Genomic DNA, 25,528 nt, shown 5'->3' with positions numbered 1-25,528 from the left:
CGAAACCGGGCAGCCTGCACCCCCTATGTCAGATATTGCCGCGTCTTAGCGAGAGCTTTGGCACTTTTCGTCCACTGGCAAGCGATGCACCGCGCCCCGAAAGCGACGGGTTGGTCATGAAATAGCGGTGGAGATTGAAGGGGTTGTCCACTTCTCCCACCCGGTCGTAGCTGCCGTCGGGATGGAGAATCCAGGACTGTTCGGTGTCCAGCAGATTGGCCAGCATGACCTGGTCCAGCACCTGGTCGTGGACGGTCTTGTTGGTGATCGGCACCATCACTTCCACACGGCGGTCGAGATTGCGGCTCATCGCGTCGGCCGACGTGATGTAGACCTTGGCCTTGCGGTTGGGCAGTTCGGCGCCGTTGGCGAAAGCCCAGATGCGGCAATGTTCGAGGAAGCGGCCGATGATTGATTTGACGGCGATATTCTCGGAAAGGCCCTCGATCCCCGGACGCAGGCAGCAGATGCCGCGCACCACCAGATCGATATCGACGCCCGCTTGGCTGGCGGCATAGAGCCGGTCGATCAGGTCGGGATCGGTCAGCGAATTGAGCTTGGCCCAGATCGCCGCAGGCTTGCCGGCGCGGGCGTTCTCGATCTCTCCGTCGATCCCGGCATAGATCGTCGAGCGCAGCGAGATCGGCGAGATCGAGAGGCACTCGGTGACTTTGGGTTCGACGTAGCCGGTGATGAAGTTGAACAGCCGGCCCACATCGCGCCCCATCGCCGGATCGGCGGTGAAGTAGGACAAGTCGGTATAGATGCGCGCGGTGATCGGGTGGTAGTTGCCGGTGCCGAAGTGGCAGTAGGTGCGATAACCCTCACCCTCGCGGCGCACGATCATCGAGGTCTTGGCGTGGGTTTTCCAGTCCACGAAGCCGTAGATCACCTGAACGCCCGCGCGTTCGAGCTGGCTGGCCCAGAGCAGGTTCTGCTCCTCGTCGAAGCGGGCCTTCAGCTCGACCACGGCCGTTACCGACTTGCCCTGTTCGGCGGCGTAGATCAGCGCGGAGATGATCGCGGACTGCTTGCCGGCGCGGTAGAGGGTCTGCTTGATGGCGATCACGTCCGGGTCGCGGGCGGCCTGGCGCAGGAAGTCGATCACCACCTCGAAGCTTTCGTAGGGATGCTGGACGACGATGTCCTTCTCGCGGATGGCGGCGAAGATGTCGCCGTCATGCTCGAGGATGCGTTCGGGATAGCGGGGGGAATAAGGCTCGAACTTGAGTTCCGGCCGGTCCTCGTCGCAGATCGCGGAAAGGCCGGAGAAGCCGATCAGGCCTTCCGTCTTCATGATCAGCGCCTTGTCGAGGCCCAGCTGGTTGCGCAGCAGGTCCTCGGCCGAGGGATCGAAGGCGCCCTGAAGCTGGAGCACGATGACGAGGCCGCGGCGGCGGCGCTGGATGGCGGTGCGGTAGTAGCGCACCAGATCCTCGGCATCTTCCTCGATCTCGATATCGCTGTCGCGCAGGATGCGGAACACGCCGTGGCCGTTGACCCCGAAGCCGGGGAACAGTTCGCCTGCATTGCGGCAGATCAGGTCCTCGATCGAGATCCAGGCCGCTTCCTCACCCGGAATGCGCACGAAGCGGGGTAGGGGGGCGGGGATCAGCACCATTTCCATGACCGGCGCATCGTCCGCCAGGCGGGTCAGCGCGAAGAGCACGCCGATGCCCTGGTTGGCCACGAAGGGGAAGGGGTGCGCCGGGTCGATCGCCTGGGGCGTGATCACCGGCATGACATGTTCGAGGAAATAGCTGCGCAGCCAGGCCTCGCGATCGCCGTCGAGCCGCTCGTCGCCCACTACGCGGATGCCGCTTTCGCCCAGCTGGACCTTGAGGCCCTTCCAGATTTCCTGCTGGATCTGCTCCAGCGCGATCACCTTTTCGTGGGTGGAGGCGAGGGCCTGCGAGGGGGTGAGGCCGTCGATCGAGATTTCCTCGATCTGGCGGCGCACCTGCCCGGACAGGCCGGCGACGCGCACCATCAGGAATTCGTCGATATTGCTGCCGGAAATCGAGAGAAACCGCAGCCGTTCCAACAGCGGATAATTGGGGTTCGTGGCTTCGGCCAGGACACGCTCGTTGAAAGCGAGCCAGCTCAGCTCGCGGTTGAAGAAACGGGAGGGCTGGTCGGCAAGCGCTACGGCCTCTGCGCCGTCCTGTTCTTCAGTGGTTTCGGAAACTTCGAGCATATCGCTGGTCTTCACTTTTGCCCCTTCTACGGTTTAGGCCCTTGCACGCGCATCATGACAGCTTGGCTTCAATTGAGCCAGTCTTCTGTCCGGCGGTTATTCCCGCGCGCCGAGTTTTCGCGCAATCAATCCGCCTTTGTTGACCACGATGATGGAACATCGTTGCAGTGCAGCATCGTTTGACGCACAGTCACGCCTGATGATCAAGGCGGCGCTCCACCATCTCACACGCTACCGCTATTCCCGGCGGGTGCGTCTCGGCCCCCAGGTGATCCGGCTGCGTCCGGCGCCGCACAGCCGCACGGCGGTGCCGAACTATTCGCTCAAGATCAGCCCGCCCGAGCATTTCCTGAACTGGCAGCAGGATCCGCACGGTAACTGGCAGGCGCGCGTGGTGTTCCCCGATCCGGTCGATCATTTTTCGATCGAGGTGGACCTGCTGGCCGACCTGGCCGTGATCAACCCCTTCGACTTCTTCGTGGAGCCGGAGGCGGAGAACTATCCTTTCGCCTATTCGCCGGTGCTGCAATCCGATCTGGCCGCCTGTTTCGAGCTGGAGGAACAGGGGCCGCTGTTCGAATCGCTGGTGGCGTCGCACCTCGGCTACGAGGGACGCACGGTCGATTTCCTGGTGGAGATCAACCGCCGCCTGCAAGAGCGCATCGGCTATGTGATCCGCATGGAGACCGGGGTGATGACCCCGGAGGAAACCCTGGCGGCGGGGATCGGCTCGTGCCGCGATTCGGCCTGGCTGCTGGTGCAGCTGCTGCGCCGCCTGGGCTTCGCGGCGCGGTTCGTCTCGGGCTATTCGATCCAGCTCGTGGCCGACGTGATCCCCAAGGAAGGGCCGCAGGGGGTGCTGGAGGACGTGACGGACCTCCACGCCTGGGCCGAGGCCTACGTGCCGGGCGCGGGCTGGATCGCGCTCGACGCCACGTCCGGCATGTTCGCGGGGGAGGGGCATATCCCGCTCTGCGCCGCGCCTCACTATCGCTCCGCCACCCCGATCGAGGGCATGGCCGAGCCTGCGGAAGTGGACTTCCATTTCGAGATGGGCGTCAGCCGCATCGCCGAGGCGGTGCGGATCACCCGGCCTTTCACCGAGGAACGCTGGCAGGCCCTGCTCGAGCTTGGCGACCGGGTCGATGCGGACCTTGACGCTGTGGGTGCCAAGCTGACGATGGGCGGCGAGCCGACGTTCATCGCCGACCGCGATTTCGAGGCGGACGAGTGGAACAACGGCGCTGTCGGCCCGACCAAGGCGGCCTATGCCGACCGCCTGATCCGCCTCCTGCGAGAGAAGTTCGCACCCGGTTCGCTGCTCCATTACGGGCAGGGCAAGTGGTATCCGGGCGAGAGCCTGCCGCGCTGGGGCTTTTCGATCTACTGGCGCAAGGACGGCACGCCGATCTGGCGCGACCCTGCGCTGATCGCGCCCGAGCATCCGCGCGGGCAGCACGACGAGGCCGAACCTGCGCCTACGCTCGACGTGGCCCTGGCCGAAACCCTGCTGCGCGAGACGGCGCGGGGCCTCGGCGTCGAGGAAGGCTTCGTCCAGCCGGTCTACGAGGACACCGGGGACTGGGCGGAGAAGGAAGCCGAGCTGCCCGTCAACGTCACGCCGCTCGACCCCAAGGTGGCCGACGAGGAACTGGCGCGCCGCTTCGTGCGAACCTACCGGCGCGGGCTGGACAAGGCGGTGGGCTATGTCCTGCCGGTGCAGCGCTGGAATGCGGCGGATGCCTCTCCGGTGCGCTGGAAGAGCGAGCGCTGGCGCCTGCGCAAGGACATGCTGACTGCGGTGCCGGGCGATTCCGCGCTCGGTTACCGCCTGCCGCTCGGTTCGCTGCCTTATGTGCCGCCTTCCGACTATCCCTATATCCACCCGCGCGACACGGCCGAGCCGCGCGTGCCGCTGGGCGATTTCCGGGAGCAGGCGGCGGCACGGGGGGCGGAACATCTCGGCGCGCAGCGGGTGCAGCATGTCGAGCAGGCCGAAGGCGGGCACGGCGCGCAGGACCTGGTCGAGCAGCGGATCATCGAGGGCGCGGTGCGCACCGCGATCACCGTGGAGCCGCGCGGGGACTATCTGGCCGTGTTCATCCCGCCCACCGAGCGGCTGGAAGACTATCTCGAACTCATCGCCGCGGTGGAAGTCGTGGCCGAGCGGCACGGCTTGCCGATCCGCATCGAAGGCTATCCGCCGCCGCCCGACCCGCGCCTGCAAGTGCTGAAAGTCACGCCCGACCCCGGCGTGATCGAAGTGAACATCCACCCCTCGGCCTCATGGCGCGAGACCGTGGAGATCACCGAGACGCTCTACGACGCCGCGCGCGACGTGGGGCTGACGGCGGACAAGTTCATGGTCGATGGCCGCTCGATCGGCACCGGCGGCGGCAATCACATCGTGCTGGGCGGGCCGAGCCTGCTCGAAAGCCCCTTCATCCGCCGCCCGGACCTGCTGAAGAGCTTCGTCACCTACTGGCAGCGCCATCCCTCGCTCAGCTACCTGTTCTCCGGCCTGTTCATCGGCCCGACCAGCCAGGCGCCGCGCATCGACGAGGCCCGGCACGATGCGCTCTACGAACTGGAGATCGCCCTGGCGCAAGTGCCGGGACCGGATGGGGAGCAAGCCCCGCCCGCCCCCTGGGTGATCGACCGCCTGCTGCGCAACCTGCTGGTGGACGTCACCGGCAATACCCATCGCACCGAGATCTGCATCGACAAGCTGTTCAGCCCCGACGGGCCGACCGGCCGTCTCGGCCTCGTCGAGTTTCGCGGCTTCGAGATGCCGCCCGATGCGAAGATGAGCCTGGCCCAGCAACTGCTGCTGCGGGCGCTCACCGCCTGGTTCTGGAAGGAACCGCAAGGGGGCGAACTGGTGCGCTGGGGCACGCAGCTCCACGACCGGTTCATGCTGGGCCATTTCGTCTGGGCCGATTTCCTCGATGTGCTGGATGACCTCGGCCGGGCGGGCTACCGCTTCGATCCCGCCTGGTTCGAGGCGCAGCGCATGTTCCGTTTCCCCGTCCACGGCGCGGTGGAGGGCGGGGGCGTCTCGCTGGAAATCAGCCATGCGCTGGAGCCGTGGAACGTGCTGGGCGAAACCGGCGCGATCGGCGGCACCGTGCGCTATGTCGACAGTTCCACCGAGCGCCTCCAGGTTCGGGCGCAGGGGCTGGTGGCCGGGCGCCACGTCATTTCCTGCAACGGCCGCCGCGTGCCGCTGACGATGACCGGTGCGGGCGAGGTGGGGGTAGGCCCGGTGGGGATCGGGGGCGTACGCTACAAGGCCTGGGCGCCTGCCGAATGCCTCCATCCGATGATGGCCGCCCATGCGCCGCTCACGTTCGATATCTACGACTTGTGGAACCGGCGCTCGCTGGGCGGCTGCGTCTATCATGTCGCCCATCCGGGCGGCCGCAATTACGACGATGTGCCGATCAACGGCTACGAGGCGGAAGCGCGGCGCAAGGCGCGGTTCCTGCCGCACGGCCATTCGCCGGGTAGCCTGCCGCTCCCGCCGGAGGAAGCGCCGGGCGAATTTCCCTGTTCGCTGGATCTTCGCCGCCCGCCGCGCGTAGTGTGAGCCTATGTCTCTCGTTTCCCCTTCCGGTCCCACGGACCTGATCGGACCCGCTGCGGGGTGGCTGGATGCCTATCCCGTGGCGGTCAGCGGCGGAGACCTGTTCGGGGACGCTGCCGAGCCGATCGCCGCGCACTGGCACAAGGTGGCGGCGGGGCTTTCGCTGCTGGCCGAAGGCGACCCCTCGGCCTTGCAGGATGCGGCAACCCGCCATGCCGCCGATCTCGGCCTGACGTTCCGCGTCACCGGGGACGAGGAGGAGCGCGACTGGCCGCTCAACGCCATGCCGCTGGTGGTGGGATCGGCGGAATGGGCGGAAATCGAGCGCGGCCTGATCCAGCGCGCCACATTGTTCGAAAGGCTCGCCGCGGACATCTACGGGCCGCAGCGGCTGGTCAGGGAGGGGCACCTTCCCGCCGCCGTCATTGCCGGCAGCCCCTATTTCGCGCGCAAGATGCCCGGCCGCGCGCCTCAGGGCGGGCAAGGCGGTGACGGCCACTTCATCCAGGTCTATTCCGCCGACCTTGCGCGGGGGCCGCGCGGACACTGGCGGGTGTTGCAGGACCGGGTGCGCATGGCCAGCGGCATCGGCTATGCCCTGGAAAACCGCCTGGCGATGACGCGTACCGGCGGCACCGTGCTGGCCGACAACCATGTGCGGCGCATCGTCGAGTTCTTCGGGCAGATGCGCGCAGGCATGGTGGCAGCCTGCGGGCGCGAATCGCCGCGCATCGCCCTGCTCACGGCCGGGCGCTTCAACCAGACTTACGCCGAACAGGCCCATCTCGCGCGCTATCTCGGCTTTCCGCTGGTCGAGGGGCGGGATCTCTCGGTGGTGGAGGACCGGCTATGGGTCGGCACGATCGCCGGGCCCAAGCGCGTCGATGCGATCTGGCGCTGGATCAATACCGATGCGCTCGATCCGCTCTCGTTCGACGCCAAGTCTCGGCTCGGCGTCGCCAACCTGTTCGAGGCCTGGGCGGGCGGCAGTGTCGGCATGGTCAACTGGCCGGGCACCGAAGTGCTGGAAACGCCTGCCTTCGCCGCCTTCATGCCGCGCCTCTGCCGGGTCCTGCTGGGCGAGGAACCGCTGCTGCCGAATATCGCCACCTGGTGGTGCGGGCAGGCGGCCGAAAGCGCCACCGTGGCCGCGCGGCTGGACGAACTGGCAGTCCTGCCCGCCTTCGGCCAGCCGGTCGAGGGCCTCTCCCGCCGCGAGCCTGTCGCCGCGTCCGAGCTTTCCGGGGCCGAGCGCACGGCCCTGCTCGAAGCGCTTTCCCGGCGCCCGATGGACTATTGCGGGCAGGAGATCGTCAAGCTTTCCACCACTCCCGCGATCATCGCCGGTGAACTCGCACCCCGGCCCTTCACGGTACGCGCTTTCGTGGCGCGCGATGCGGAAGGCGCATGGAGGGTTATGCCCGGCGGGTTCGCGCGCCTGTCCTCGGCCAAGGCGCTGCCGACTTCGCTGATGGGCGAGGGCGATCTTTCCGCCGATCTCTGGGTGATCGAGGACCAGCCCGGTGCCGGGTTCCAGCCGGTGCGCGCCGCGGGCGAGCCGCCGATCTCGCGCGGGGGCGGGATCCTCGCCAGCCAGGCGGCGGACAACCTGTTCTGGTTCGGCCGCTACAACGAACGCGCGCAGTTCGTCACCCGCCTGCTGCGGGCGCTGCTCGACGGCTCGGTGGAAGTGGACGGGGGCCTGAGCGCCAGCACCTATGACGGTACGGGCGACGAATCCGGGGTGCTGCAGGCCTTGGTGGACATGCTGGTGGAAAGCGGAGCCGTGCTCGCGCCGCCGCCCGGCCAGCCCGCCGCCGCCACCTGCGCCGCGGCCCTGGGAGAGACGCAGCTTCCCGGCGGCGTCGCCGCGCTGCTCAGGCGCAGGCAGGCGGTGGGGCTTTCGCTGCGCGAGCGTTTTGCGCGGGATTTCTGGCGCCTCGTCAGCAGGCCAATGCCGGACTTCGACTTGCACCGTCCGGCCAGCCTGCTGGGCGCCGTTCGCACGCTGACCGAGCATTTCAGCGCCTTGTCCGGCCTGGTTTCCGAAAACATGGTGCGCTCGGCGGCCTGGCGCTTCCTGGAGATCGGCCAGCGCATGGAGCGCGCACAGGGCATCTGCCGCATGGTCCGCCGCCTTGGCGAACTGGCGGAAGCGCCGGGCGCGCTGGGTGTCCTGCTCGACCTTTGCGACAGCCAGATCATCTACCGCACCCGCTACCTGACCGGGCCGATGCCGGGACCGGTACGCGATCTCGTCCTGCTCGATCCCGACAATCCGCGCGCGCTGGTGTTCCAGATCGCGGGCGTGGTCGAGCACCTCGCCGCGCTTCCCAGCGCCCGCGACGACAACTTGCCCGAGCCGCCGATGCGCGCGGCGCGGGCGCTGCTGGGCGAAGTCCAGGCGGCGACGGCGGGGGATACCGACTGGAACTGGATCGCCGGGATCGAGGCGCGGCTGCTGGACTTGTCCGACGCCATTTCCTCGCGCTATTTTCTACAGTTCGATCCCGACGAGGCGGAGAAACGGACCCCGGTGCTGTGATGCGCTACGCCGTCAGCCATGCCACGACCCTGGAATATGCCGCGCCCGTGCAGCTCGCGCAGTTCAACGTGCGGCTGCGCCCGGCGTCCTGGCCCGGCCAGCAGGTCAGCGACTATGCCCTCGCGCTGGACCCCGGCCCGGCGCAAGTGACGGATGGCGACGGCGGCTACTACGTCAACGAGACCCGCTTTTCCTTGCGCGAACCGATCAGCCGGTTGCGGATAGACAGCCGCTTCGTGGTGGAGCGCGAAGCCCTGCCGTTCTACGTCACCGCCGCAAGCGGGCCGGTCCTTTCCGACTTGCGCGAACGGGCCATGCGGCTGCCCGATCTCTCGGCGCTGGGGCCGGCGTCCTACATTTTCGCCTCGCCCCTCGCCGCCCCGGAGCGCGACATCGCCCTCTGGTCCAGCGGGTTCCTGAGCGATGCGATGCCGGTGATGGATGCCGGGCGCGCGCTGATGACGGCGATCCACGATCAGTTCGCCTACGATTCCGGGGCTACGGCGGCGGATACCCCGCCGATCGAGGCCTTCCACGCGCGCCACGGGGTCTGTCAGGACTTCAGCCATATCATGATCATCGCCGCGCGTGCCCACGGCATTCCGGCGGCCTATGTCAGCGGCTACTTGCGCACCCTGCCGCCGCCGGGGCAGGCGCGGCTGGTGGGGGTGGACGCCATGCATGCCTGGGTGAACCTGTGGTGCGGCGAGGAACTCGGCTGGGTCGGTTTCGATCCCACCAATGCCATCCTGGCCGATACCGACCATGTCTTCATCGGCATGGGCCGCGACTATTCCGATGTCGCCCCGCTCGACGGCACGTTCCGGGGATCGTCGCAGCAGACCATGCTGTTCTCAGTGGACGTCGCGCCGCTGGACTGAGAAAGGCGCGGGCATGGATATGTCCGCCGCACTCGCCGTCTACCTCGGCCTGATGAACCTTGCCGCCTTCTTCGCTTTCGCCTTCGACAAGGGCCGGGCCATGGCGGGCGGGCGCCGCGTGCCGGAACGGCGCCTCCTGGCCCTGGCGGCGGCCGGAGGCTCTCCCGGCGCCCTGCTGGCCCGCCGCGTCCTGCGCCACAAGACGCGCAAGCAGCCTTTCGTCGGCCGGCTTTTCGCGATCGTGACGCTGCAAGCGGCGGTCCTGGCCGGTCTGGCGTGGATGGCCATTTAGTTCCTCCCCGAAACGGGGAGGAATCAGCTTCCGGGCTGGACGTAGGGCGCTCTCGCCCAGAGTTCGCGCTGCCAGCCGCGCGGGTCGTTTTCCATGCGGACGGTGTTGCCGAACATCATCGTCGCGCGGGACGGCAGGACATAGTTCGACCAGCCGGGCAGCCCCGGCCGCCCGGTCCTGGCCAGCCCGGTAAAGGCGCCCATCATCGCCCGGCCAAGCGCCTGCGCGGCGGCGTCGCTGCCCGAATAGCTGCCGGGTGCGTCCAGCGTGCCGAAGACGTAGGGAATATCGTCGGTATGCGCCGCGCCCCGCAGGGGATCGATGGGGGAGGGGCGTTCGAGCTGGTAGACCCAGGTGGCGGCGGCCCCGGCTCTCGCGCGTTCGTCCGCCTCGATCACTTGTCCCGGCCAGGACCGGCCCGCCGTGGTGGCGGCATAGAACACCTGCTCCGCGCTCCAGAGCGGTTCGCGGGCGCGGTACTGGTCCACCACCCATTGCGGGTCGAGGTCGATCTTCACCTCGCGGCCCATGCGCTCCGCCAGATTGCTCCAGTCGAGACCCTTGAGCTTGCTGCCGCGCGGATCGATGAAGGCGCGGGTTTCCTCGTGCGTATTGCCGAGGATCATCGGCACCGCGCGCGACTGCGGCGCGGCGTCCGGCCAGAAGGGGTGGCGCGGCAGGTTGGTCATGTCCAGCACCGGGCCGAAATAGACCGGGCCGCGCATCACGGGATCGCTGGCGGCGAGCCCTTCGACCAATCGCTCGACCGGCATCGTGCGCAGGCCTTCGACATCGCCGGGCGCCAGCTTCAGCGCCGCCATCAGCGCCTGGGTACGCGCCCAGGCATGCATCGGCCCACTGGCCTGGACCTGTTGCCCGCTCATCGTGGCGGCGCTGTGAAACAGGCCTGCGGCGGCGGGCATGGCCATGAGCGTCGCGATCTTGGCGCCGCCGCCGGACTGGCCGAACACCATGACCCGCGCCGGATCGCCGCCGAACGCGGCGATATGCGCGCGCACCCATTGCAGGGCGAGGATCAGGTCGAGCTGACCGAGATTGCCGCTATCGGCATAGCGCGTGCCGAAAGGTTTCAGCCAGGCATAGCCCAGCGCATTGAGCCGGTGATTGACGGTGACGACCACCACGTCGCCCTCCGCCGCCAGCCGCGCGCCTTGTGTCAGCGGGTCGGTGACCGAGCCGGTGGTATAGGCGCCGCCGTGGAAATAGACCATGACCGCGCGCCGGGCGGCCGGGTTCGCCTCGGGCGTCCAGACGTTGAGGAAGAGGCAGTCCTCGGACTGCGGCTCGCCATCCATGCCGCGCTGCGGGCAGATCGGGCCGAAGCTTAGCGCATCGGCGCGCGGGCCGTCCCAGGGCTCGGCCACGGCACGGGCGAAGCGCGCCGCGCGGCCATAGCGGATGCCCCTGAAGGCGCGCACGCCCTGTTCGTCGAGGCCGAAGTAGCGGCCCACGACCGGAGTTGTCGGAGACCGTGCAAGGAGAGGGGCGGAACCGGCCGCCACGGCGGCGGCTGCCGTCGTCACGAGCGAGCGCCGGGTCATGCCGCTGGCCGTCATGTGCTTCTCTCCCCCATCCCGTCGTCCCGGACTTGATCCGGGACCGCTGTCAGTCCTTGAGGCGCGAGTCTGCGGGCCGGGCGCGGTCAGGCCAGCTGTCCCGGATCAGGTCCGGGACGACCTGTTCCTGCCGGTCAGCGCCGCACGTCAGCTCCCGCGATCGAGAACGCTTCGAGTTCCGCCTTGCCGATCAGGCTCATGTCGCCGTGAAGCGAATGCTTGAGCACCGTATAGGCCAGCCCGGCATCGGCCATGGCGCGGATGTCCGCGCCTTCCAGCCACTTGTGCAGCACGCCCGCCGCGAAAGCGTCTCCGGTGCCGATGCGGTCGACGATGCCGGTCACGTCGGCCTCGTCGGTCTGGTAGCCGCTATCGCGCGCATCGACCCGCGCGGCGATACGGTGGTGCGCCGCGTTGACGACGTGGCGCGCGGTGGAGGCGATCACCTGGAGGCCCGGGAAGGCGGCGAAGGCCGCTTCCGCTGCCTCGCGGCGGCGATCCTCGCCGTCGCCCGAGAACGTCTTGCCGAGCAGGAGCGAGATGTCGCGGTGGTTGCCGATCATCACCGTGGCGGCGGAGACCAGCTCGGTCAGCACTTCGCGCGGGTTGCTGTCCCAGCTTTCCCAGAGCAGCGCGCGGTAGTTGCCGTCGAAGCAGATCGGCACGCCCGCTTCCTGCGCCGCGCGCACGGCGGCCTTGGCCAGCGCCACGCCGCCGGGGCCGAGCGCGGGCGTGATACCCGAAAGGTGCAGCAGCCGGGCGCCGTCCAGCGCGGCGGCGAAGTCGAAATGCTCCACCGCCGATTGCGCGAAGGCGCTGCCCGCGCGGTCGTAAGTAATCGAGGAGGGCCGCAGACCGGCGCCGGTTTCGAGGAAGTAGAGGCCCATGCGCCCCGGCCCGGAGGTCACGCCGGACAGGCCGATCCCCGCCGCGCCGAGCGCCGCGCGGGCCTTGTCGCCCAGCGGGCTGGCGGGCAGGCGCGACACCATGCGCACCGGATGCCCGAGCGAGGCGAGGCCCGAGGCGACATTCGCTTCCGCCCCGCCGACCACCATGTCGAGCGCATCCGACTGGACCATCAGCCGCGCATCATGGGTGGCGAAACGGATGAGAACTTCGCCGAAGCAGGTAACGTGACCGGTCATTCTATCGATATTCCTCAGCGTGCTAGCCAACCGCCGTCCACGGCGAGCACGTGTCCTGTCACATAGTCCGATGCCGGGGAAGCCAGGAACACCGCAGCGCCCGCAATATCTTCGGGACGGCCCCAGCGGCCGGTCGGGATCCGCTCCAGAATCTGGCGGTTGCGCGTCTCGTCGCCTTGCAGGGCGGCGGTATTGTTGGTGGAGATATAGCCCGGCGCGATCGCGTTCACCTGCACGCCCCTGGCGGCCAGCTCGTTGGCCATGGCCTTGGTAACGCCGCCCACGCCGGACTTCGCCGCCGCATAGCTGGGCACGCGGATGCCGCCCTGGAAGGTCAGCAGCGAGGCGATGTTGACGATCTTGCCGCTCCCCCGCGCGGCCATGCCCTTGGCCGCCGCCTGGCTGAGGAAGAACAGGGTCTTGAGATTGGTGTCGATCACCGCGTCCCAGTCTTCCTCGGAGAACTGCAGCAGGTCGTCGCGGCGGATGATCCCGGCATTGTTGACCAGGGTATCCACTTTGCCGAGACCCGCTTCGGCTTCCGCGATGACGCGGCCGACGGGTTCGATCGAGGAAAGGTCGGCCTTGATGTTCACCGCCTTGCGCCCGGTCGCCGCGATCAGGGCGAGAGTCTCGGCGGGTTCGCTGCGCCCGGCCAGCGCGACATCGGCACCGGCCTCGGCGAGCGCCACGGCTATGGCCTGCCCGATCCCGGTATTGGCGCCGGTCACCAGCGCGGCCTTGCCTTCGAGGCTGAAGGAAATCGCCATAAAGTTCAGTCCTGTCCCAATCTCGTTCGTGGCAGGTCGAAGCGACCCGGAGCCATGCCCCGGATCGACTTGCCACCGTGTTCCCGTTCCGCCCCGCCAGGGGCGATGGGCCTACTGAAGCTGGCAGATATCCAGCACGTTCATGTCGGTATAGTCGAGGTTTTCCCCGCCCATGGCCCAGATGAACGCGTATTTCTTGGTGCCCGAACCCATGTGGATCGACCAGGGCGGGCTGATCACGGCCTCTTCGTTGGCGATCACGATATGGCGCATCTGTTCCGGCTCGCCCATGTAGTGGAAGATCCGGTCGTTCTCTTCGGGCAGTTCGAAGTAGAGGTAGATCTCGCTGCGGCGGTCATGAAGGTGCGGCGGCATGGTGTTCCAGACCGAGCCTTCCTCCAGCACGGTAAGGCCCAGCAGCAGCTGCGCGCTCTCGCAGACGCCGGGGATGACGAGCTGGTAGATCGTGCGCTGGTTCGAATTGGCCAGGTCGCCGCGCGCCAGCGGGTTGGCGTTTTCAAGCGTGATGAGCTTGATCGGGCAGGCCTTGTGGGCGGGAACCGAGGCGATATAGAAACGCGCGGTCTCGCCTTCGAAGATCACCTCGTCCGAGCCCATCGGCACATAGAGGCATTCCTTGTTGCCCACTTCGAAGCGCTGGCCGTCGACCGTGATCGCGCCGGGGCCGCCGATATTGGTGATGCCGGCTTCGCGGCGCTCCAGGAACGGCTTGCCTTCCGCGCTCTTGGGAACGGTCTGCGCGGGCAGCTTGAGCGGACCCTGAGAGGGCACCGCGCCGCCGATCACGAAGCGTTCGTTATGCGAATAGTTGAGGTTGACCTTGCCGTCTTCGAACATGCCGCCGACGAGGTAGCGATCGCGCAGTTCCTCGTTGGAGACGCACTCCATCATGTCGGGATGGGTGGCGTGGTAGGTCTTGCAGAACACGGGGGACTCTCCCTTGTGGAATTCAGTTCCGTATGGTGGGACGTCATTACGCCTCAGGTCAAGTCTTATCCGGTCTTGGTAACCGGTGTCAATGCGGAGGACCGATATTGCCGGGCCTGTTGCGTGGGTCGGTTGCGGGAGCAGGCGCTGTCAGGTGCCGGATGAGGGCGGTGCGACCGAGGCCCGGCGCACGAGATCGGACAGGAACAGCGAGGGCTGGTCGGCGGCATTGGCCGGTTCGATTAGCTTGTGCGCGGCGGCGGTCGCCATGGCCACGATCGGCCAGCGCACGGTGGTGAGCGGCGGCCAGATATGCGCGGCGATGGCGGTATCGTCGAAGCCGATGATCGAGAGTTGCTCGGGCACCGAAATCCCCTTGGCCCGCGCGGCATGGAGCACGCCTGCCGCCATCTCGTCGTTGCTGGAGAAGATCGCGGTAGGACGCGGATCGGCGGAGAGCAGGCGCTCGCCCGCGGCCAGGCCCGATTCGAAGCGGTAGTTGCCGCGCTGGGAAAGGGCGGGGTCGAGCTTCAGTCCGGCCGAGGCCAGTCCGTCGATGAAGCCGAGTTCGCGCTCGCTTGCCGAGCGGAAGCCCTCAGGCCCGGCAATGAAGCCGATGCGGCGATGGCCGAGGGTGGTCAGCCAGGACACCGCCTCGCGCACGGCGTGGCGATCGTTCGAAGCCACGAGGTGCCGGTCGTGGTCCAGCCTGGCCGAGCCCATGCGCACCAGCGTGCAGCCCAGCTCGCGGCAGACCGCCGCCAGTTCGTCGTTCTCGGAAATCGGCGGCAGCAGCAAGACGCCGTAGAGCCGCTGCTGTTCGATGAAGCGGCGGATATCGTCGAGCATCGTCGGCGCGTGGCGGTCCACCGGGCGCACGACGAGGGCGAACTCGGTGTCGCGAATGGCCTCGAGAATGCCTTCCTGCACCCCCAGCACCATCTGCGCGTTGGGATTGTCGTGGATCAGGCCGATCAGGAAATTGCGGCGCAGGGCAAGGGCGCGGGCCTGCGGATTGGGCACGTAGCCGATCTCGGCGATGACCGCCTCGACCTTTTCGCGGGTGGCCTGGTTCAGCAGGGGCGACTTGTTGATGACGCGGCTGACGGTCTTCTTCGATACGCCGGAAAGGCGCGCGACATCGTTGATGGTCGGCTTGGTGTCGCGTTTGGGTTCGTCCGGCATTCTGGTCCCTGCTTGATGCGCCCGATAACGCCAGTTAATCGATTGCACCTGAAGTGCATCACCAATGAAGCGCCTGAAACCGACCCGCTGCGGGAAAACCCGTGCGGTGACGTATCCGTTTCAGGCCATCGCGGTTCCGCTTGCCTTCCTGCACGCGGAAAGGCAAGATGACACCGGTTTCCAGATCTGGATAGCCCCTCAATTTCTCCTCGGTTCCGGTCAGACGATGTCTTTCGAAATTCCCCCCTCGATCCGTATTCATCCCCGCGATACCGTGGCCGTCGCGCTGCGGCCGCTTTCTGCCGGGGAGCGTGTGGCCGGAGAAAACGGAAATGGCGTGATCCTGCGCGAAGACGTGGGGCAGGGGCACAAGTTCGCGCTCGCGGATATCGCCGCAGGGGATACGGTCGTGAAATATGGCCAGCCGATCGGCCGCGCGAAGCAGGCGATTCCGGCGGGCAGTCATGTCCATGTCCACAATGTCGAAACCGCGCTGGCGGGCGAGCTGGCCTATTCGCCGCATCTCGGCCAGCGCGAAGGCCCTGCCGCTCCTAAGGGCGGGCACCCCACCTGGCGCGGCTACTTGCGCGCCGACGGCCGCGCCGCCACCCGCAACGAGATCTGGATCCTGCCCACCGTCGGCTGCGTCGGCATGACCGCGGAGCAAGTCGCGCGCGAGGCGCAGGCACGCCACGGAGACCTGATCGCCGCAGGCAAGGTGGACGGCATCCACGCCTTCGCCCACCCGCACGGCTGCTCGCAGCTCGGCGACGATCTGGACGGCACCCGCGCGCTGCTGGCGGGCCTTGCGGCCAGTCCCAATGCCGCAGGCGTGCTGCTGCTGGGGCTGGGCTGCGAATCGAATCAACTGGACGCGCTGGTGGGAGCGGTGCCGGTCTGGGCCCGCTCCACGCTGCGCATGCTCTCCAGCCAGTCGGCCGGCAACGAGATCGCGGAAGCGGGGCGCCTGGTGGACGAGCTGGTGGCGGAGGCGGCCCGCGCCGAGCGCAGCGAACTGCCGCTCTCGGCGCTCACCATCGGGCTCAAGTGCGGCGGGTCGGACGGCTTTTCCGGGCTGACCGCCAACCCCCTGCTGGGGCGGCTTTCCGAGACGATCTCCGAGGCGGGCGGCAAGGCGATCCTGACCGAAATTCCCGAGATCTTCGGCGCCGAGCAGGCCCTGCTGGACCGTGCGACCTCGCGCGCGGTGTTCGAGGCGGCGGCGGGCCTCGTGAACCGCTTCAAGCGCTACTACCTCGATCAGGGCCTGCCGGTTTCGGAAAATCCCTCGCCCGGCAATATCGCGGGCGGCATCACCACGCTGGAGGAAAAGTCTCTGGGCGCGGTGCAGAAGGCAGGCACGGCGCCGCTGGCCGACGTCATCGACTATGGCGGGCAGGCGAGCGTGCCGGGCGTGACCTTGCTGGAAGCGCCCGGAAACGACGCGGTATCCTCCACCGCGCTGGCCGCTTCGGGCGCGACGCTGGTGCTCTTCACGACCGGGCGCGGCACCCCGCTGGGCTTTCCGGTGCCGACCGTGAAGGTTGCCTCCAACCGCCGCCTGTCCGAAGCCAAGCCGCACTGGATCGACTTCGACGCCTCGATCGCGCTGGACCAGGGACAGGGCGCGGCCGACGCCGCGTTCCTGCAAGCGATCTGCGATTTCGCGAGCGGAACGCCGACCGCATCCGAACGCGCGGGCCAGCGCGCGATCGCCGTCTGGAAGCGCGGCGTAACTCTCTGAAAACGCCATGACTCGATGCCGCGCGATGCTTTTGATTTGCTTATGACACCGGTTTCCTTTAACCACCGAAACAGAATAAAGAAGGGATGGGGATGAGCTCCAAGGAACAGGCCTCCCACGATAGCGCCCGCGCGGTTGCCGGGGCATTCGTGGCGGCGCGCCGTGAAAAGCGTGCATTGACGACATACCCCGGTGAGGCGCCTTCGGACCTTGCCGCCGCCTATGCCATCCAGGACCTTGCCATCGGGATCGACGGCCGCCCGGTCGCGGGCTGGAAAGTCGGCAGGATCAACGTGCCCGAAGATGCGCGCCTTGGCGCAGATCGCCTGTCCGGCCCGATCTTCGCGGACAGCGTGGTCCTGGCCGAGGGCGGAGAGACGCCGGAAATGCCCGTCTTCGCCAAAGGGTTCGCGGCGGCGGAGGCGGAATTCCTGCTTCATGTCGCGCCCGGCTGGAACGGCGTGGTTCCCACGGACGACGCGGCCACCCGCGCGGTGCTCGATGCGGTGCATATCGGCATCGAAGTGGCCAGCTCGCCCTATCCCGGCATCAATGCCGATGGGCCGCCGGTCACGATCTCGGATTTCGGCAACAATGCCGGCATGGTGGTCGGCCCGTTGCTGCAAGGCTGGGAAAGCGCCGATTTCGATGCGATCACCGTCCGTTTCGAGATCGAGGGACTGGAAATCGCCTCGGCGACCACGGCGACCATGCTGGACGGCCCGCTTGGCGCGGTGCGGTTCCTCCTGGCGAACCTCGCCGCGCGGGGGCTGGATTGCAGTGGCGGCACCTGGGTTTCCACCGGCGCCGTCACCGGGGTCCATCCCGTAACGCCGGGGCAGGATGTCCTGGCCCATTTCGACGGGCACGGCAGCATCGGCTGCAAGATCGTGGCGGCAGCACCCGCCTGACAAGGATCCATCGGCAGGCCGGAAAACAGCGCCGCCGAAAAGGGAGCAGGATCACATGAACGCAGGTGCCAAAGAGATCGGAAGCGGAGCGATCGAAGGCGGCGAAATCGCGGGAACTTCCACAGTCGATCGGGCGGGGCTCCATCCCACGGCGGGGCGCTACCGCTGGGTGATCGTGGCGCTGCTCTTCGCGGCGACGGCGATCAACTATGTCGACCGGCAGATGATCGGCGTGCTCAAGCCCACGCTGGAGGCCGAGTTCCACTGGACCGAATCCGACTTTGCGGAGATCGTCTTCTGGTTCCAGCTGGCCTATGCCATCGGCTACCTCTCGTTCGGTAAAGTCGTGGACGTGCTGGGCGCGCGGCTGGGCTATGCCATCGCGCTGGTGATCTGGACGGTGAGCCACATGGCGCATGGTTTCGCCAGCGGGGTCACCTCTTTCGCGGCGGCGCGTTTCGGCCTGGGGATCGGGGAATCGGGCAATTTCCCGGCAGGCATCCGCGCCGTGACCGACTGGTTCCCGCAGAAGGAGCGGGCCTTCGCGATCGGCCTGTTCAATGCGGGCGCCAATGTCGGCGCGATCCTGACGCCGCTGATCGTGCCGTTGCTGGTGCTCTGGTTCGACTGGCGCATGGCCTTTTTCGTCACCGGCATCTTCGGCATCGTGTGGCTGGCCGCCTGGTGGGCCATGTACCGCCATCCCACGCAGCACGGCCGCGTCACGCGCGGCGAACTCGACTGGATCCAGCAGGACCCGGCCGACCCGGTGGAGAAGATCGGCTGGGCGCGCCTGCTGACCGTGAAGGAGACCTGGGCCTATGCCCTCGGCAAGTTCCTGATCGATCCGATCTGGTGGTTCTTCCTGTTCTGGCTGCCCGGCTACCTGTTCGAACGCTATGATCTCGATCTCAAGACCTTCGGCCTGCCGCTCGCCGGAATCTACCTGATTTCCGACCTCGGCAGCGTGGGCGGCGGCTGGCTGTCTTCAAAGCTGATCAAGGCCGGAAAGACGCCCAATTTCGCCCGCAAGATCACGATGCTGATCTGTGCCTTCTGCGTCCTGCCGATCTGGTTCGCCCAGAGCATCGACAGCGTCTGGTCAGCCGTGCTGGTGATCGGCCTTGCCACGGCCGCACACCAGGCCTTCTCGGCCAATCTCTACACCCTGCCGTCCGACGTGTTCCCGCGCGGCGCTGTAGGATCGGTCGTGGGGATCGGCGGCACGGTCGGCGCGTTCGGCGGTATGGGCATGGCGCTTTTCGCAGGCTACATCCTCGATGCGACGCACAGCTACGAAGTGCTCTTCGCCATTTGCGCCAGCGCCTACCTGCTGGCCCTGGCGGTGGTCCACCTGCTCAGCCCGAAACTGGCGCCGGCAAAAGTCTGATCGGGAGGCGGCGGGGGAGCACGCTCCCCCGCCGACCTATTCCGTCTTGCCGGCGACCGGCCAGACGATCGGCAGGTTGCGGATCGAGAGCAGCCCCGGAAATACCGTGGTATCCGCGCCCGGCTTGACCCGGAATTCGGGAATCCGCTCGAACCACCGTTCCAGCAGCACACGCAGCTCGCGCCGGGCAAGATGGGCGCCGAGACAGATGTGGACGCCGCCCACGAAAGTGAAATGCCGGTTGGCCTTGCGCTCGGGATCGAAACGGCGCGGATCGTCGAAGCGCGCGGGATCGAAGTTGCCCGCCGGGTTCAGGCAGGAGAACGAATCGCCCTTGCGGACCTGAATGCCGTGCCATTCGAAGTCCCTGGTCGCGGTGCGCGAGGATGAAAGGATCGGCTGGGTACGCAGGAATTCCTCGACCGCCGAGTTGATTAGCGCGGGGTTCTCGCGCAGCCGCTTCTGCAATTCGGGCTGGAGGGCAAGGCGGCGGAACATCTGGGCGATGGTGGCCGCCACGGTGTCGAGCCCGCCCAGCCAGAGGAACCAGACCATGCCGATCTTCTCGTCCTCGGTCGGCGCGCGGCCTTCGATCTGGCCGTGGACGATGGCGGACACGAGATGCTCGTCGGGATTCCGTTCCTTCTCGGCGATGAAGGCGCGCAGGAAATCGAGCACGCCGCGCAGCGCCGCCTGCATCTTTTCGAGGCTGCCGGAGTGGAGGATGTCCCATTCCCAATCGAGGAACTGTTCGAATTTCTCCTCCGGGAAACCCATCAGGCCCATGAAGATCCGCACCGGATAGACCCGCGCGAAGTCCCAGGCCATGTCGACCTCGCCCCTGGTTTCGATGGCGCCGATCATCTCGTCCACTACCTTGCGGATGCGCGGTTCAAGGTCGCGGGTGATCCGGGCGGGGCTGAAGTAGGGCATCAGGTAGAGCCGGTACTTCTGGTGGTCCGGCGGATCGATGGCAAGCGGGATCGACTTGAAGGTCTCCCCGATCAGACGCTGGAATTCGGCTGTTCCCGCGTTGGAAAAGTGGTCGTTGTCGGTATAGACGCGCTCGATATCCGCGTAGTGGCTGACCACCCACGAGCCCTTGCGATTGCCGCTGATCGCGCCAAGCCCGTGCATCGAGGGCGGGTTGAACAGCAGGCGGGGAATGTCCTCCCCCGCCAGCCAGCCCATCGGCTCGTAAGGGTCCAGCAGGTCGTTGGGCGCGGAACCCATGGCAAAGCCCAGGTCGACGATGCGATCCTTCGGCACATTGTCGGGGGCATCGAATTCGACACGGATATCGTCGAGCGTCGGCGTTTGTGGCATGATGTTCTCTCCCGAGGACATGGATGCCCGGGCAGCCCTTTCGCGGCAAGACGCAGCGAGGCCGCCGTATCGCGGCGAAGCGGGCCGAGGGCCATTCATCGCTTCGGCGTTGGGCTCCTCGATTGATTGCGGCCCCCAAGGTTGCGACACGAGTCCCCAATTGCATTTTGGGAGACACGGCCATGGCAGATGGCGACACCAAGGAAATGAAGGACTCGGCGCGCAAGTACTGGTCCTCCGAAGGCTACACCAAGGGCGGCGTGATCCGCGAGGTGGACTACGCCACGCAGTCCGGCGGGCTCGATCCGTCGCTGGAAGGCATCAAGATCGTCGATACCGACACCCACCTCAGCGAACCGCCGACGCTGTTCACCGACCGCGCGCCGGTCGGCCTGAAGAGCAAGATGCCTTTCGTGAAGCGCGATGCCGACGGCGTCGACCGCTGGTATATCGGCGATCGCAACTGCGGCTCGCTGGGCGGCAACGTGATCCGCAAGGACAACAACAAGCTGCTCGGCCGCCTTGCTTTCCCCACGCTGGAAGAGGCACATCCGGGCGGGCACGAGATCGCGCCGCGCCTTCAGGCCATGGACGACATGGGCGTCTATGCGCAGATCTGCTTCCAGAACTCGGGCATCACCCAGGCGGGCATGCTGATGACGCTGGGCGACGACGATCTGGCCGTCACCATCATGAAAACGTTCAACGATTTCAACGCGGACTACCAGCGTGAATCGGGCGAACGCCTGTTCCCGATGGCCCACCTGCCGTTCTGGAACAAGGCGGAGATGGAAAAGGAAGCCCGTCGCTGCATCGACATGGGCCTGCGCGGTTTCGTGCTGCCCGATACCCCCGAACGCGTCGGCGTGCCCAGCTTCAACCACGAATACTGGACGCCGTTCCTGGAGATGATCGACGCCGAGGGCATCTCGCTCAACTTCCACCTCAACGCCGCGATCGATCCGAACACGCTGACCTGGGAAGGGTTCCAGTTCGAACAGACGCTGTCGGTGGTGGCGACGATGTTCTCGATCGGCAACGCGGCGACGCTGGGCAACTGGATGGTCTCCGGCCGCCTCGACCGTCACCCGAACCTCAAGATCGGCCTGATCGAAAGCGGCATGGGCTGGGTGCCCTTCGCGGTGGAAGCGCTGGAGCACCAGTTCCAGGAAATGCTGCCCAGCAAGCGCAACGTGCTGAAGAAGCAGCCCTGGGACTACTTCCGCGACCACTTCATGTGTACCTTCTGGTTCGAGAAGATCGCACCGAAGCAACTGCTGGAAACCATCGGCGTGGACAACGTGATGTTCGAAACCGACTTCCCGCACCCCACCTCGCTCTATCCGGGCGTACAGGCGCACATCAAGGACGTGCTGGGCGGCTACGACTACGCCATCAAGAAGAAGGTTCTCCAGGACAACGCGGTGCGGTTCTACAAGCTGCCGTTCTGATTGGATCATGAAACGGAGCGCCGATAGACGCGGCGTTCCGTTTCATGGAACCGGATCGGATGTTTCTGAAGGTGCCGATATCGGTTTCGGGCGCGTGAGGGGCTTGATAGTCAGCGATTTTACTACATTGTAATGAGTAACAGCCGGATTCTGGTCTATCCGGTTCATGGTTCCATCCATTGGAGGAGATCGTGATGCTCATTCTGCCGTTTCTGCTGCTGCAAGCCGCCGAACCTGTAGGCTCGGCCGTGCCGGTTCCATCCAGGCCGGCAGAGATCTCCGCCATGGATGAAGGACTCGCGGATTCCATGGTCACGGTAACGGGACGCAGCCTGCGCTCGACCGCGGCCTCGCTGGAGCAGTGCCTCGCCCGGCAATGCCCGCCTGCCGAGGATATCGCGGCATCCATGGAGCATGCGGAAAACCAGCTTATCGCGGGGCAGTTCAAGAGCGCGCGCAAGACGCTCATAAAGTCCCGTTCGCGCAACAAGCGCTATGCGGAAAGTCTGCCCCGCGAAGTGAGCGGCCTGCTCCAGTTCGATGCGGATGTCGCCTCGCTGCTGGGTATGCCGGACTACGGACGCATCGCCACTTTCGATTCCATCGATGCCCTGAAGGCGGGATTACCGGCGGATGATCCGGCGATTTCGTTCAAGCGTCTGGCCGTGGCCGACGTATTCCTGCGGCAGGGCAAGTATTCCACGGCAGTCCACATGTACGACGCTGTTGCGCGGCGGGCAGAGGAATCGGGCTGGTCGGAAGTCCAGGGCGCGGCGATGTTCCGTTCCTTGCGCTTCTACGCCTTGGCTGCCAGCGTCAATCCGGCTTATGCCTACGAGAGCCGGAAGCGTTTTGCCGCGCTCAGGGCAACCACCGACCCGGCAACCAAGCCCATGCGCGATGCCGCGCTGGCCCTGACGGTGAAGCTTCGCCTCATTTCGGACAAGCATGCCGATGTCGACAAGATCATGCAGGAACTCGCCGAAGTGAAAATGGCGACGCCGGTGCTGATCTATGCACCCCCGGTGCAGTTCGGCGCGGGGTCATCAGCGGAAATGCTCTATGTGACGCCTACCCTGAGCAAGGATCAGTGGGTCGATTTCGATTACCTGATCGCGCAGGACGGCACCGTTCGCGATGTAGCAATCGCGGCGCAGGCCCCCAAAGTGAATGCCGACGTCCTTGCGCTCATGCAATCTTCGCTGGAGGGACGCCGCTACGTCCCGCTGGACGTGCCTGCGGATTCGGCGGGCATGGCGCGGCGCGAGCGCCTGATGCTCGTGGCGGATACGGCGCCGGTCACCGGCACGCGCCTCAATATCAAGGCTGGCCTGCCGAAACTGATGACGATGGATCTGACCTCGAAGGTCAAGGCAAGGCCCTGAAAAACGGCGTTGGGAGGCTCGGCGGCTGGTTCTCAGCGCCCGGTTCTCAGCGCTCGACTCTCAGCGGCAGAAGCTCGCCCCGTCCGCTTCCAGGTGGAAGTGGTTCTTGTGCGCCTCGTTGTAGTCGGGGCCGAGTGTCGTGCCGAAGCGTTTGCAGGCGCTGTCGTGGACGACGCGCAGGAAACGGCGTTCGGCGGGAGAGCCGCCGCTCCAGTCGTCCAGCACGCTGATGCGCCTTCCGTCCGCCAGCACGAAGCCGGACACGTCGATGGCATTTGCCGTGGCATGGCCGGATCGGCGCGCCGTGCCCGCGACATTGCGGCAGTTGTAGCTGCCGTAAGTCTCGATGCTCAGGATGCGGCTGCCGAGGATCTGCTGTGCCGCGCGGTCCACCCCGTAGCGTGCCCAGGCCGCGAAGGGGGTTGCCGTCGTGCAGGTTACCGGGCCGAGATTGGTGACGGAAACCGTGGCGCTGTCGGTATTGAGCGCCGAGAGCTTGACGGTGCCCAGCGTGGAACAGCCGTTTCCGTAGTATCTGTCCGTCACCGGCGTGAACACCGCATGCTGCGCGCCCAGGTTCGCCATGCACTGGCGCTGTTCGCGGGAGGGCGGGGGCGCCGCCGGGCGTGACTGTGCGGAGGGCCGGGAGCCGCGTCCGCGCGCGTGTTCCGGCCGATCGATACAGCCGCTGAGGACGGCGATCAGGGGCAGGGCCAGCAGCATTTGGCGCAGCGCACCGCGCGATAACGGGCCAGGTTTCGACAGGTGGAACTTCATCATCCGGCTCAAGCATCCGGGCCTTGGGTGAACCGGAGCTTACCCAGCGGTACACCGCGCCGGAATCGCGGCCTTCGAGTTTTCCACCGAATATCGAAATCGCGCATTTCCGCGTGCTTCACGCAGCGAAGCGCCGCAAAACGACCAATTGGAGAAACGATCTGACGCAAGCGGCCGGAGAATCGTTTGACAAATTTCAGGGGGACTTTAGACGCGGCTCCGGGCCACGCGGTCCCAACGCCGCGCGTGCTCTCTGTAAGGAGAGTCAGAAATGACTGATATTATTAGCGTTCCCGCGCGCAAACCTGCGCATCCGCACTTCTCGTCCGGTCCCTGCGCCAAGCCGCCCGGATATGCCCCCGAAAAACTGAACACCGAAGCGCTCGGCCGCTCGCACCGCGCCAAGATCGGCAAGACGCGTCTTGCCTATTGCATCGATCTGATGCGCGAAGTTCTGCAGCTGCCCGACACGCATCGCATCGGTATCGTCCCCGGTTCGGACACCGGCGCCTTCGAGATGGCCATGTGGACCATGCTCGGCGCCCGCGGCGTGACCGCGCTGGCCTGGGAAAGCTTCGGTGAGGGCTGGGTTACCGACGCCGTCAAGCAGCTCAAGCTGGACCCCACCGTGGTCCGCGCCGACTACGGCCAGCTGCCCGACCTCGACAAGATCGACTGGTCCGACGACGTGCTCTTTACCTGGAACGGCACCACTTCGGGCGTGCGTGTTCCCGACGCGAACTGGATCCCGGCAGACCGTGAAGGCCTGTCCTTCGCCGACGCCACGTCGGCAGTCTTCGCCTACGACATCGACTGGTCCAAGATCGACGTTGCCACCTTCTCCTGGCAGAAGGTCTTGGGCGGCGAGGGCGGCCACGGCGTGCTGATCCTCGGTCCCCGCGCGGTCGAGCGTCTGGAAAACTACACCCCCAGCTGGCCGCTTCCCAAGGTGTTCCGCCTTGTCTCGAAGGGCAAGCTGGCAGAGGGCGTGTTCAAGGGCGAGACCATCAACACCCCTTCGATGCTCGCCGTCGAGGATGCGATCTTCGCTCTGGAATGGGCCAAGGGTCTGGGCGGTCTCGAAGGTCTGAAGGCCCGCTCGAACGCCAATGCCCACGCGCTGGACAAGATCGTCGCCGAGCGTGACTGGCTGGGCCACCTCGCGGTCGATTCCGGCACCCGTTCGAAGACTTCGGTCTGCCTGACGGTCGAAGGCGCGGATGCAGACTTCATCAAGAAGTTCGCCGCCGTCCTCGAAAAGGAAGGCGCGGCCTACGACGTCGCCGGATACCGCGATGCCCCTGCGGGCCTGCGCATCTGGTGCGGCGCGACCGTCGACACCGCCGATATCGAGGCGCTGGGACCGTGGCTCGACTGGGCCTACGCCACCGTCAAGGCCGGCTAAACCATTCCACGTC

18 protein-coding genes are annotated in these 25,528 nt (G+C 66.6%); 10 read left to right on the top strand and 8 right to left on the bottom strand.

Going from position 1 to position 25,528, the window contains the following annotated elements:
- Positions 1–28: 28 nt before the first annotated feature.
- Complete coding sequence (locus NTCA1_RS08190; RefSeq protein WP_201282446.1) at positions 29–2,197, bottom strand: RNA degradosome polyphosphate kinase; 2,169 nt, start codon at positions 2,195–2,197, stop codon at positions 29–31.
- Between the two features lie 199 nt (positions 2,198–2,396).
- Here NTCA1_RS08190 and NTCA1_RS08185 point away from each other — a divergent pair, with 199 nt between their 5' ends.
- From NTCA1_RS08185 to NTCA1_RS08170, 4 genes are read left to right on the top strand one after another with little or no spacing between them, the layout of a single operon-like run.
- On the top strand, positions 2,397–5,786 hold the full coding sequence (locus NTCA1_RS08185; RefSeq protein WP_159829941.1) for a DUF2126 domain-containing protein: 3,390 nt from the start codon (positions 2,397–2,399) through the stop codon (positions 5,784–5,786).
- 4 nt (positions 5,787–5,790) lie between these two features.
- Entirely contained in the window at positions 5,791–8,328 is a 2,538-nt protein-coding gene (locus NTCA1_RS08180) for a circularly permuted type 2 ATP-grasp protein (RefSeq protein ID WP_159829940.1), read from the top strand.
- Positions 8,328–9,209, top strand: a complete 882-nt coding sequence (locus NTCA1_RS08175; RefSeq protein ID WP_159830152.1) for a transglutaminase family protein — start codon at positions 8,328–8,330, stop codon at positions 9,207–9,209. The genes NTCA1_RS08180 and NTCA1_RS08175 overlap by 1 nt, the downstream gene beginning before the upstream one ends.
- Before the next feature lie 13 nt (positions 9,210–9,222).
- The gene (locus NTCA1_RS08170) at positions 9,223–9,501 is read left to right on the top strand and encodes a DUF1294 domain-containing protein (RefSeq protein ID WP_236549178.1); all 279 of its coding nucleotides are present in this window, start codon (positions 9,223–9,225) and stop codon (positions 9,499–9,501) included.
- Positions 9,502–9,524: 23 nt separating this feature from the next.
- Here the strand turns inward: NTCA1_RS08170 and NTCA1_RS08165 are convergent, their stop codons facing one another.
- From NTCA1_RS08165 to NTCA1_RS08145, 5 genes are all read right to left on the bottom strand, one after another.
- Positions 9,525–11,078 carry a carboxylesterase/lipase family protein gene (locus NTCA1_RS08165; RefSeq protein WP_159829939.1) on the bottom strand — a complete coding sequence of 518 codons (1,554 nt, stop codon included), beginning with the start codon at positions 11,076–11,078 and terminating at the stop codon, positions 9,525–9,527.
- 134 nt (positions 11,079–11,212) lie between these two features.
- Positions 11,213–12,223 (bottom strand): sugar kinase, encoded by a 1,011-nt coding sequence (locus NTCA1_RS08160; protein ID WP_159829938.1) that lies wholly within the window; start codon positions 12,221–12,223, stop codon positions 11,213–11,215.
- 14 nt (positions 12,224–12,237) lie between these two features.
- Positions 12,238–12,993, bottom strand: a complete 756-nt coding sequence (gene kduD / locus NTCA1_RS08155) for a 2-dehydro-3-deoxy-D-gluconate 5-dehydrogenase KduD (RefSeq protein ID WP_159829936.1) — start codon at positions 12,991–12,993, stop codon at positions 12,238–12,240.
- Between the two features lie 111 nt (positions 12,994–13,104).
- The gene (gene kduI, locus NTCA1_RS08150; protein ID WP_086490108.1) at positions 13,105–13,941 is read right to left on the bottom strand and encodes a 5-dehydro-4-deoxy-D-glucuronate isomerase; all 837 of its coding nucleotides are present in this window, start codon (positions 13,939–13,941) and stop codon (positions 13,105–13,107) included.
- A gap of 150 nt (positions 13,942–14,091) precedes the next feature.
- The gene (locus tag NTCA1_RS08145) at positions 14,092–15,126 is read right to left on the bottom strand and encodes a LacI family DNA-binding transcriptional regulator (protein WP_159829934.1); all 1,035 of its coding nucleotides are present in this window, start codon (positions 15,124–15,126) and stop codon (positions 14,092–14,094) included.
- A 226-nt stretch (positions 15,127–15,352) separates the two neighbouring features.
- Between NTCA1_RS08145 and NTCA1_RS08140 the strand changes: the two genes are divergently transcribed.
- The 3 genes from NTCA1_RS08140 to NTCA1_RS08130 all read left to right on the top strand — a co-directional run bounded on the left by NTCA1_RS08140 (position 15,353) and on the right by NTCA1_RS08130 (position 19,171).
- Positions 15,353–16,870, top strand: coding sequence for a UxaA family hydrolase (locus NTCA1_RS08140; RefSeq protein ID WP_159829932.1), 1,518 nt, complete (start codon positions 15,353–15,355; stop codon positions 16,868–16,870).
- 86 nt (positions 16,871–16,956) lie between these two features.
- A complete protein-coding gene (locus NTCA1_RS08135) occupies positions 16,957–17,781 on the top strand; it encodes a 2-keto-4-pentenoate hydratase (protein ID WP_374705168.1) in 825 nt (274 codons plus the stop codon).
- Between the two features lie 55 nt (positions 17,782–17,836).
- Positions 17,837–19,171 (top strand): MFS transporter, encoded by a 1,335-nt coding sequence (locus NTCA1_RS08130; protein WP_159829930.1) that lies wholly within the window; start codon positions 17,837–17,839, stop codon positions 19,169–19,171.
- Between the two features lie 36 nt (positions 19,172–19,207).
- Here the strand turns inward: NTCA1_RS08130 and NTCA1_RS08125 are convergent, their stop codons facing one another.
- On the bottom strand, positions 19,208–20,497 hold the full coding sequence (locus tag NTCA1_RS08125) for a cytochrome P450 (RefSeq protein ID WP_159829928.1): 1,290 nt from the start codon (positions 20,495–20,497) through the stop codon (positions 19,208–19,210).
- A gap of 182 nt (positions 20,498–20,679) precedes the next feature.
- On the opposite strand from NTCA1_RS08125, the gene NTCA1_RS08120 reads away from it, so the two are divergent.
- Both NTCA1_RS08120 and NTCA1_RS08115 read left to right on the top strand, forming a co-directional pair.
- The gene (locus NTCA1_RS08120; protein ID WP_159829926.1) at positions 20,680–21,948 is read left to right on the top strand and encodes an amidohydrolase family protein; all 1,269 of its coding nucleotides are present in this window, start codon (positions 20,680–20,682) and stop codon (positions 21,946–21,948) included.
- Between the two features lie 194 nt (positions 21,949–22,142).
- A complete protein-coding gene (locus NTCA1_RS08115) occupies positions 22,143–23,333 on the top strand; it encodes a hypothetical protein (protein ID WP_159829925.1) in 1,191 nt (396 codons plus the stop codon).
- Between the two features lie 60 nt (positions 23,334–23,393).
- Here the strand turns inward: NTCA1_RS08115 and NTCA1_RS08110 are convergent, their stop codons facing one another.
- Complete coding sequence (locus NTCA1_RS08110) at positions 23,394–24,110, bottom strand: extensin family protein (RefSeq protein WP_086490260.1); 717 nt, start codon at positions 24,108–24,110, stop codon at positions 23,394–23,396.
- A gap of 271 nt (positions 24,111–24,381) precedes the next feature.
- Here NTCA1_RS08110 and NTCA1_RS08105 point away from each other — a divergent pair, with 271 nt between their 5' ends.
- Positions 24,382–25,515 (top strand): phosphoserine transaminase, encoded by a 1,134-nt coding sequence (locus tag NTCA1_RS08105; protein ID WP_159829924.1) that lies wholly within the window; start codon positions 24,382–24,384, stop codon positions 25,513–25,515.
- Positions 25,516–25,528: the final 13 nt, after the last annotated feature.

The sequence above is a fragment of the Novosphingobium sp. TCA1 genome (assembly GCF_009811895.1).
Classification (GTDB): Bacteria; Pseudomonadota; Alphaproteobacteria; order Sphingomonadales; family Sphingomonadaceae; genus Novosphingobium; species Novosphingobium panipatense_A.
Note: the sequence above shows the minus strand (reverse complement) of the source record. Positions and strands in the feature narration are given on the sequence as shown.

Excerpts from the sequence above, each read along its gene's own strand:
- NTCA1_RS08180 (WP_159829940.1), top strand. The coding sequence starts at position 5,791 with ATGTCTCTCGTTTCCCCTTCCGGTCCCACGGACCTGATCGGACCCGCT.
- NTCA1_RS08105 (WP_159829924.1), top strand. The coding sequence starts at position 24,382 with ATGACTGATATTATTAGCGTTCCCGCGCGCAAACCTGCGCATCCGCAC.
- NTCA1_RS08145 (WP_159829934.1), bottom strand. The coding sequence starts at position 15,126 with ATGCCGGACGAACCCAAACGCGACACCAAGCCGACCATCAACGATGTC.
- NTCA1_RS08130 (WP_159829930.1), top strand. The coding sequence starts at position 17,837 with ATGAACGCAGGTGCCAAAGAGATCGGAAGCGGAGCGATCGAAGGCGGC.
- NTCA1_RS08175 (WP_159830152.1), top strand. The coding sequence starts at position 8,328 with ATGCGCTACGCCGTCAGCCATGCCACGACCCTGGAATATGCCGCGCCC.
- NTCA1_RS08190 (WP_201282446.1), bottom strand. The coding sequence starts at position 2,197 with ATGCTCGAAGTTTCCGAAACCACTGAAGAACAGGACGGCGCAGAGGCC.
- NTCA1_RS08140 (WP_159829932.1), top strand. The coding sequence starts at position 15,353 with ATGTCTTTCGAAATTCCCCCCTCGATCCGTATTCATCCCCGCGATACC.
- NTCA1_RS08120 (WP_159829926.1), top strand. The coding sequence starts at position 20,680 with ATGGCAGATGGCGACACCAAGGAAATGAAGGACTCGGCGCGCAAGTAC.
- NTCA1_RS08170 (WP_236549178.1), top strand. The coding sequence starts at position 9,223 with ATGGATATGTCCGCCGCACTCGCCGTCTACCTCGGCCTGATGAACCTT.
- NTCA1_RS08185 (WP_159829941.1), top strand. The coding sequence starts at position 2,397 with ATGATCAAGGCGGCGCTCCACCATCTCACACGCTACCGCTATTCCCGG.
- NTCA1_RS08110 (WP_086490260.1), bottom strand. The coding sequence starts at position 24,110 with ATGAAGTTCCACCTGTCGAAACCTGGCCCGTTATCGCGCGGTGCGCTG.
- kduD (WP_159829936.1), bottom strand. The coding sequence starts at position 12,993 with ATGGCGATTTCCTTCAGCCTCGAAGGCAAGGCCGCGCTGGTGACCGGC.
- NTCA1_RS08160 (WP_159829938.1), bottom strand. The coding sequence starts at position 12,223 with ATGACCGGTCACGTTACCTGCTTCGGCGAAGTTCTCATCCGTTTCGCC.
- NTCA1_RS08115 (WP_159829925.1), top strand. The coding sequence starts at position 22,143 with ATGCTCATTCTGCCGTTTCTGCTGCTGCAAGCCGCCGAACCTGTAGGC.
- NTCA1_RS08125 (WP_159829928.1), bottom strand. The coding sequence starts at position 20,497 with ATGCCACAAACGCCGACGCTCGACGATATCCGTGTCGAATTCGATGCC.
- NTCA1_RS08165 (WP_159829939.1), bottom strand. The coding sequence starts at position 11,078 with ATGACGGCCAGCGGCATGACCCGGCGCTCGCTCGTGACGACGGCAGCC.
- NTCA1_RS08135 (WP_374705168.1), top strand. The coding sequence starts at position 16,957 with ATGGGGATGAGCTCCAAGGAACAGGCCTCCCACGATAGCGCCCGCGCG.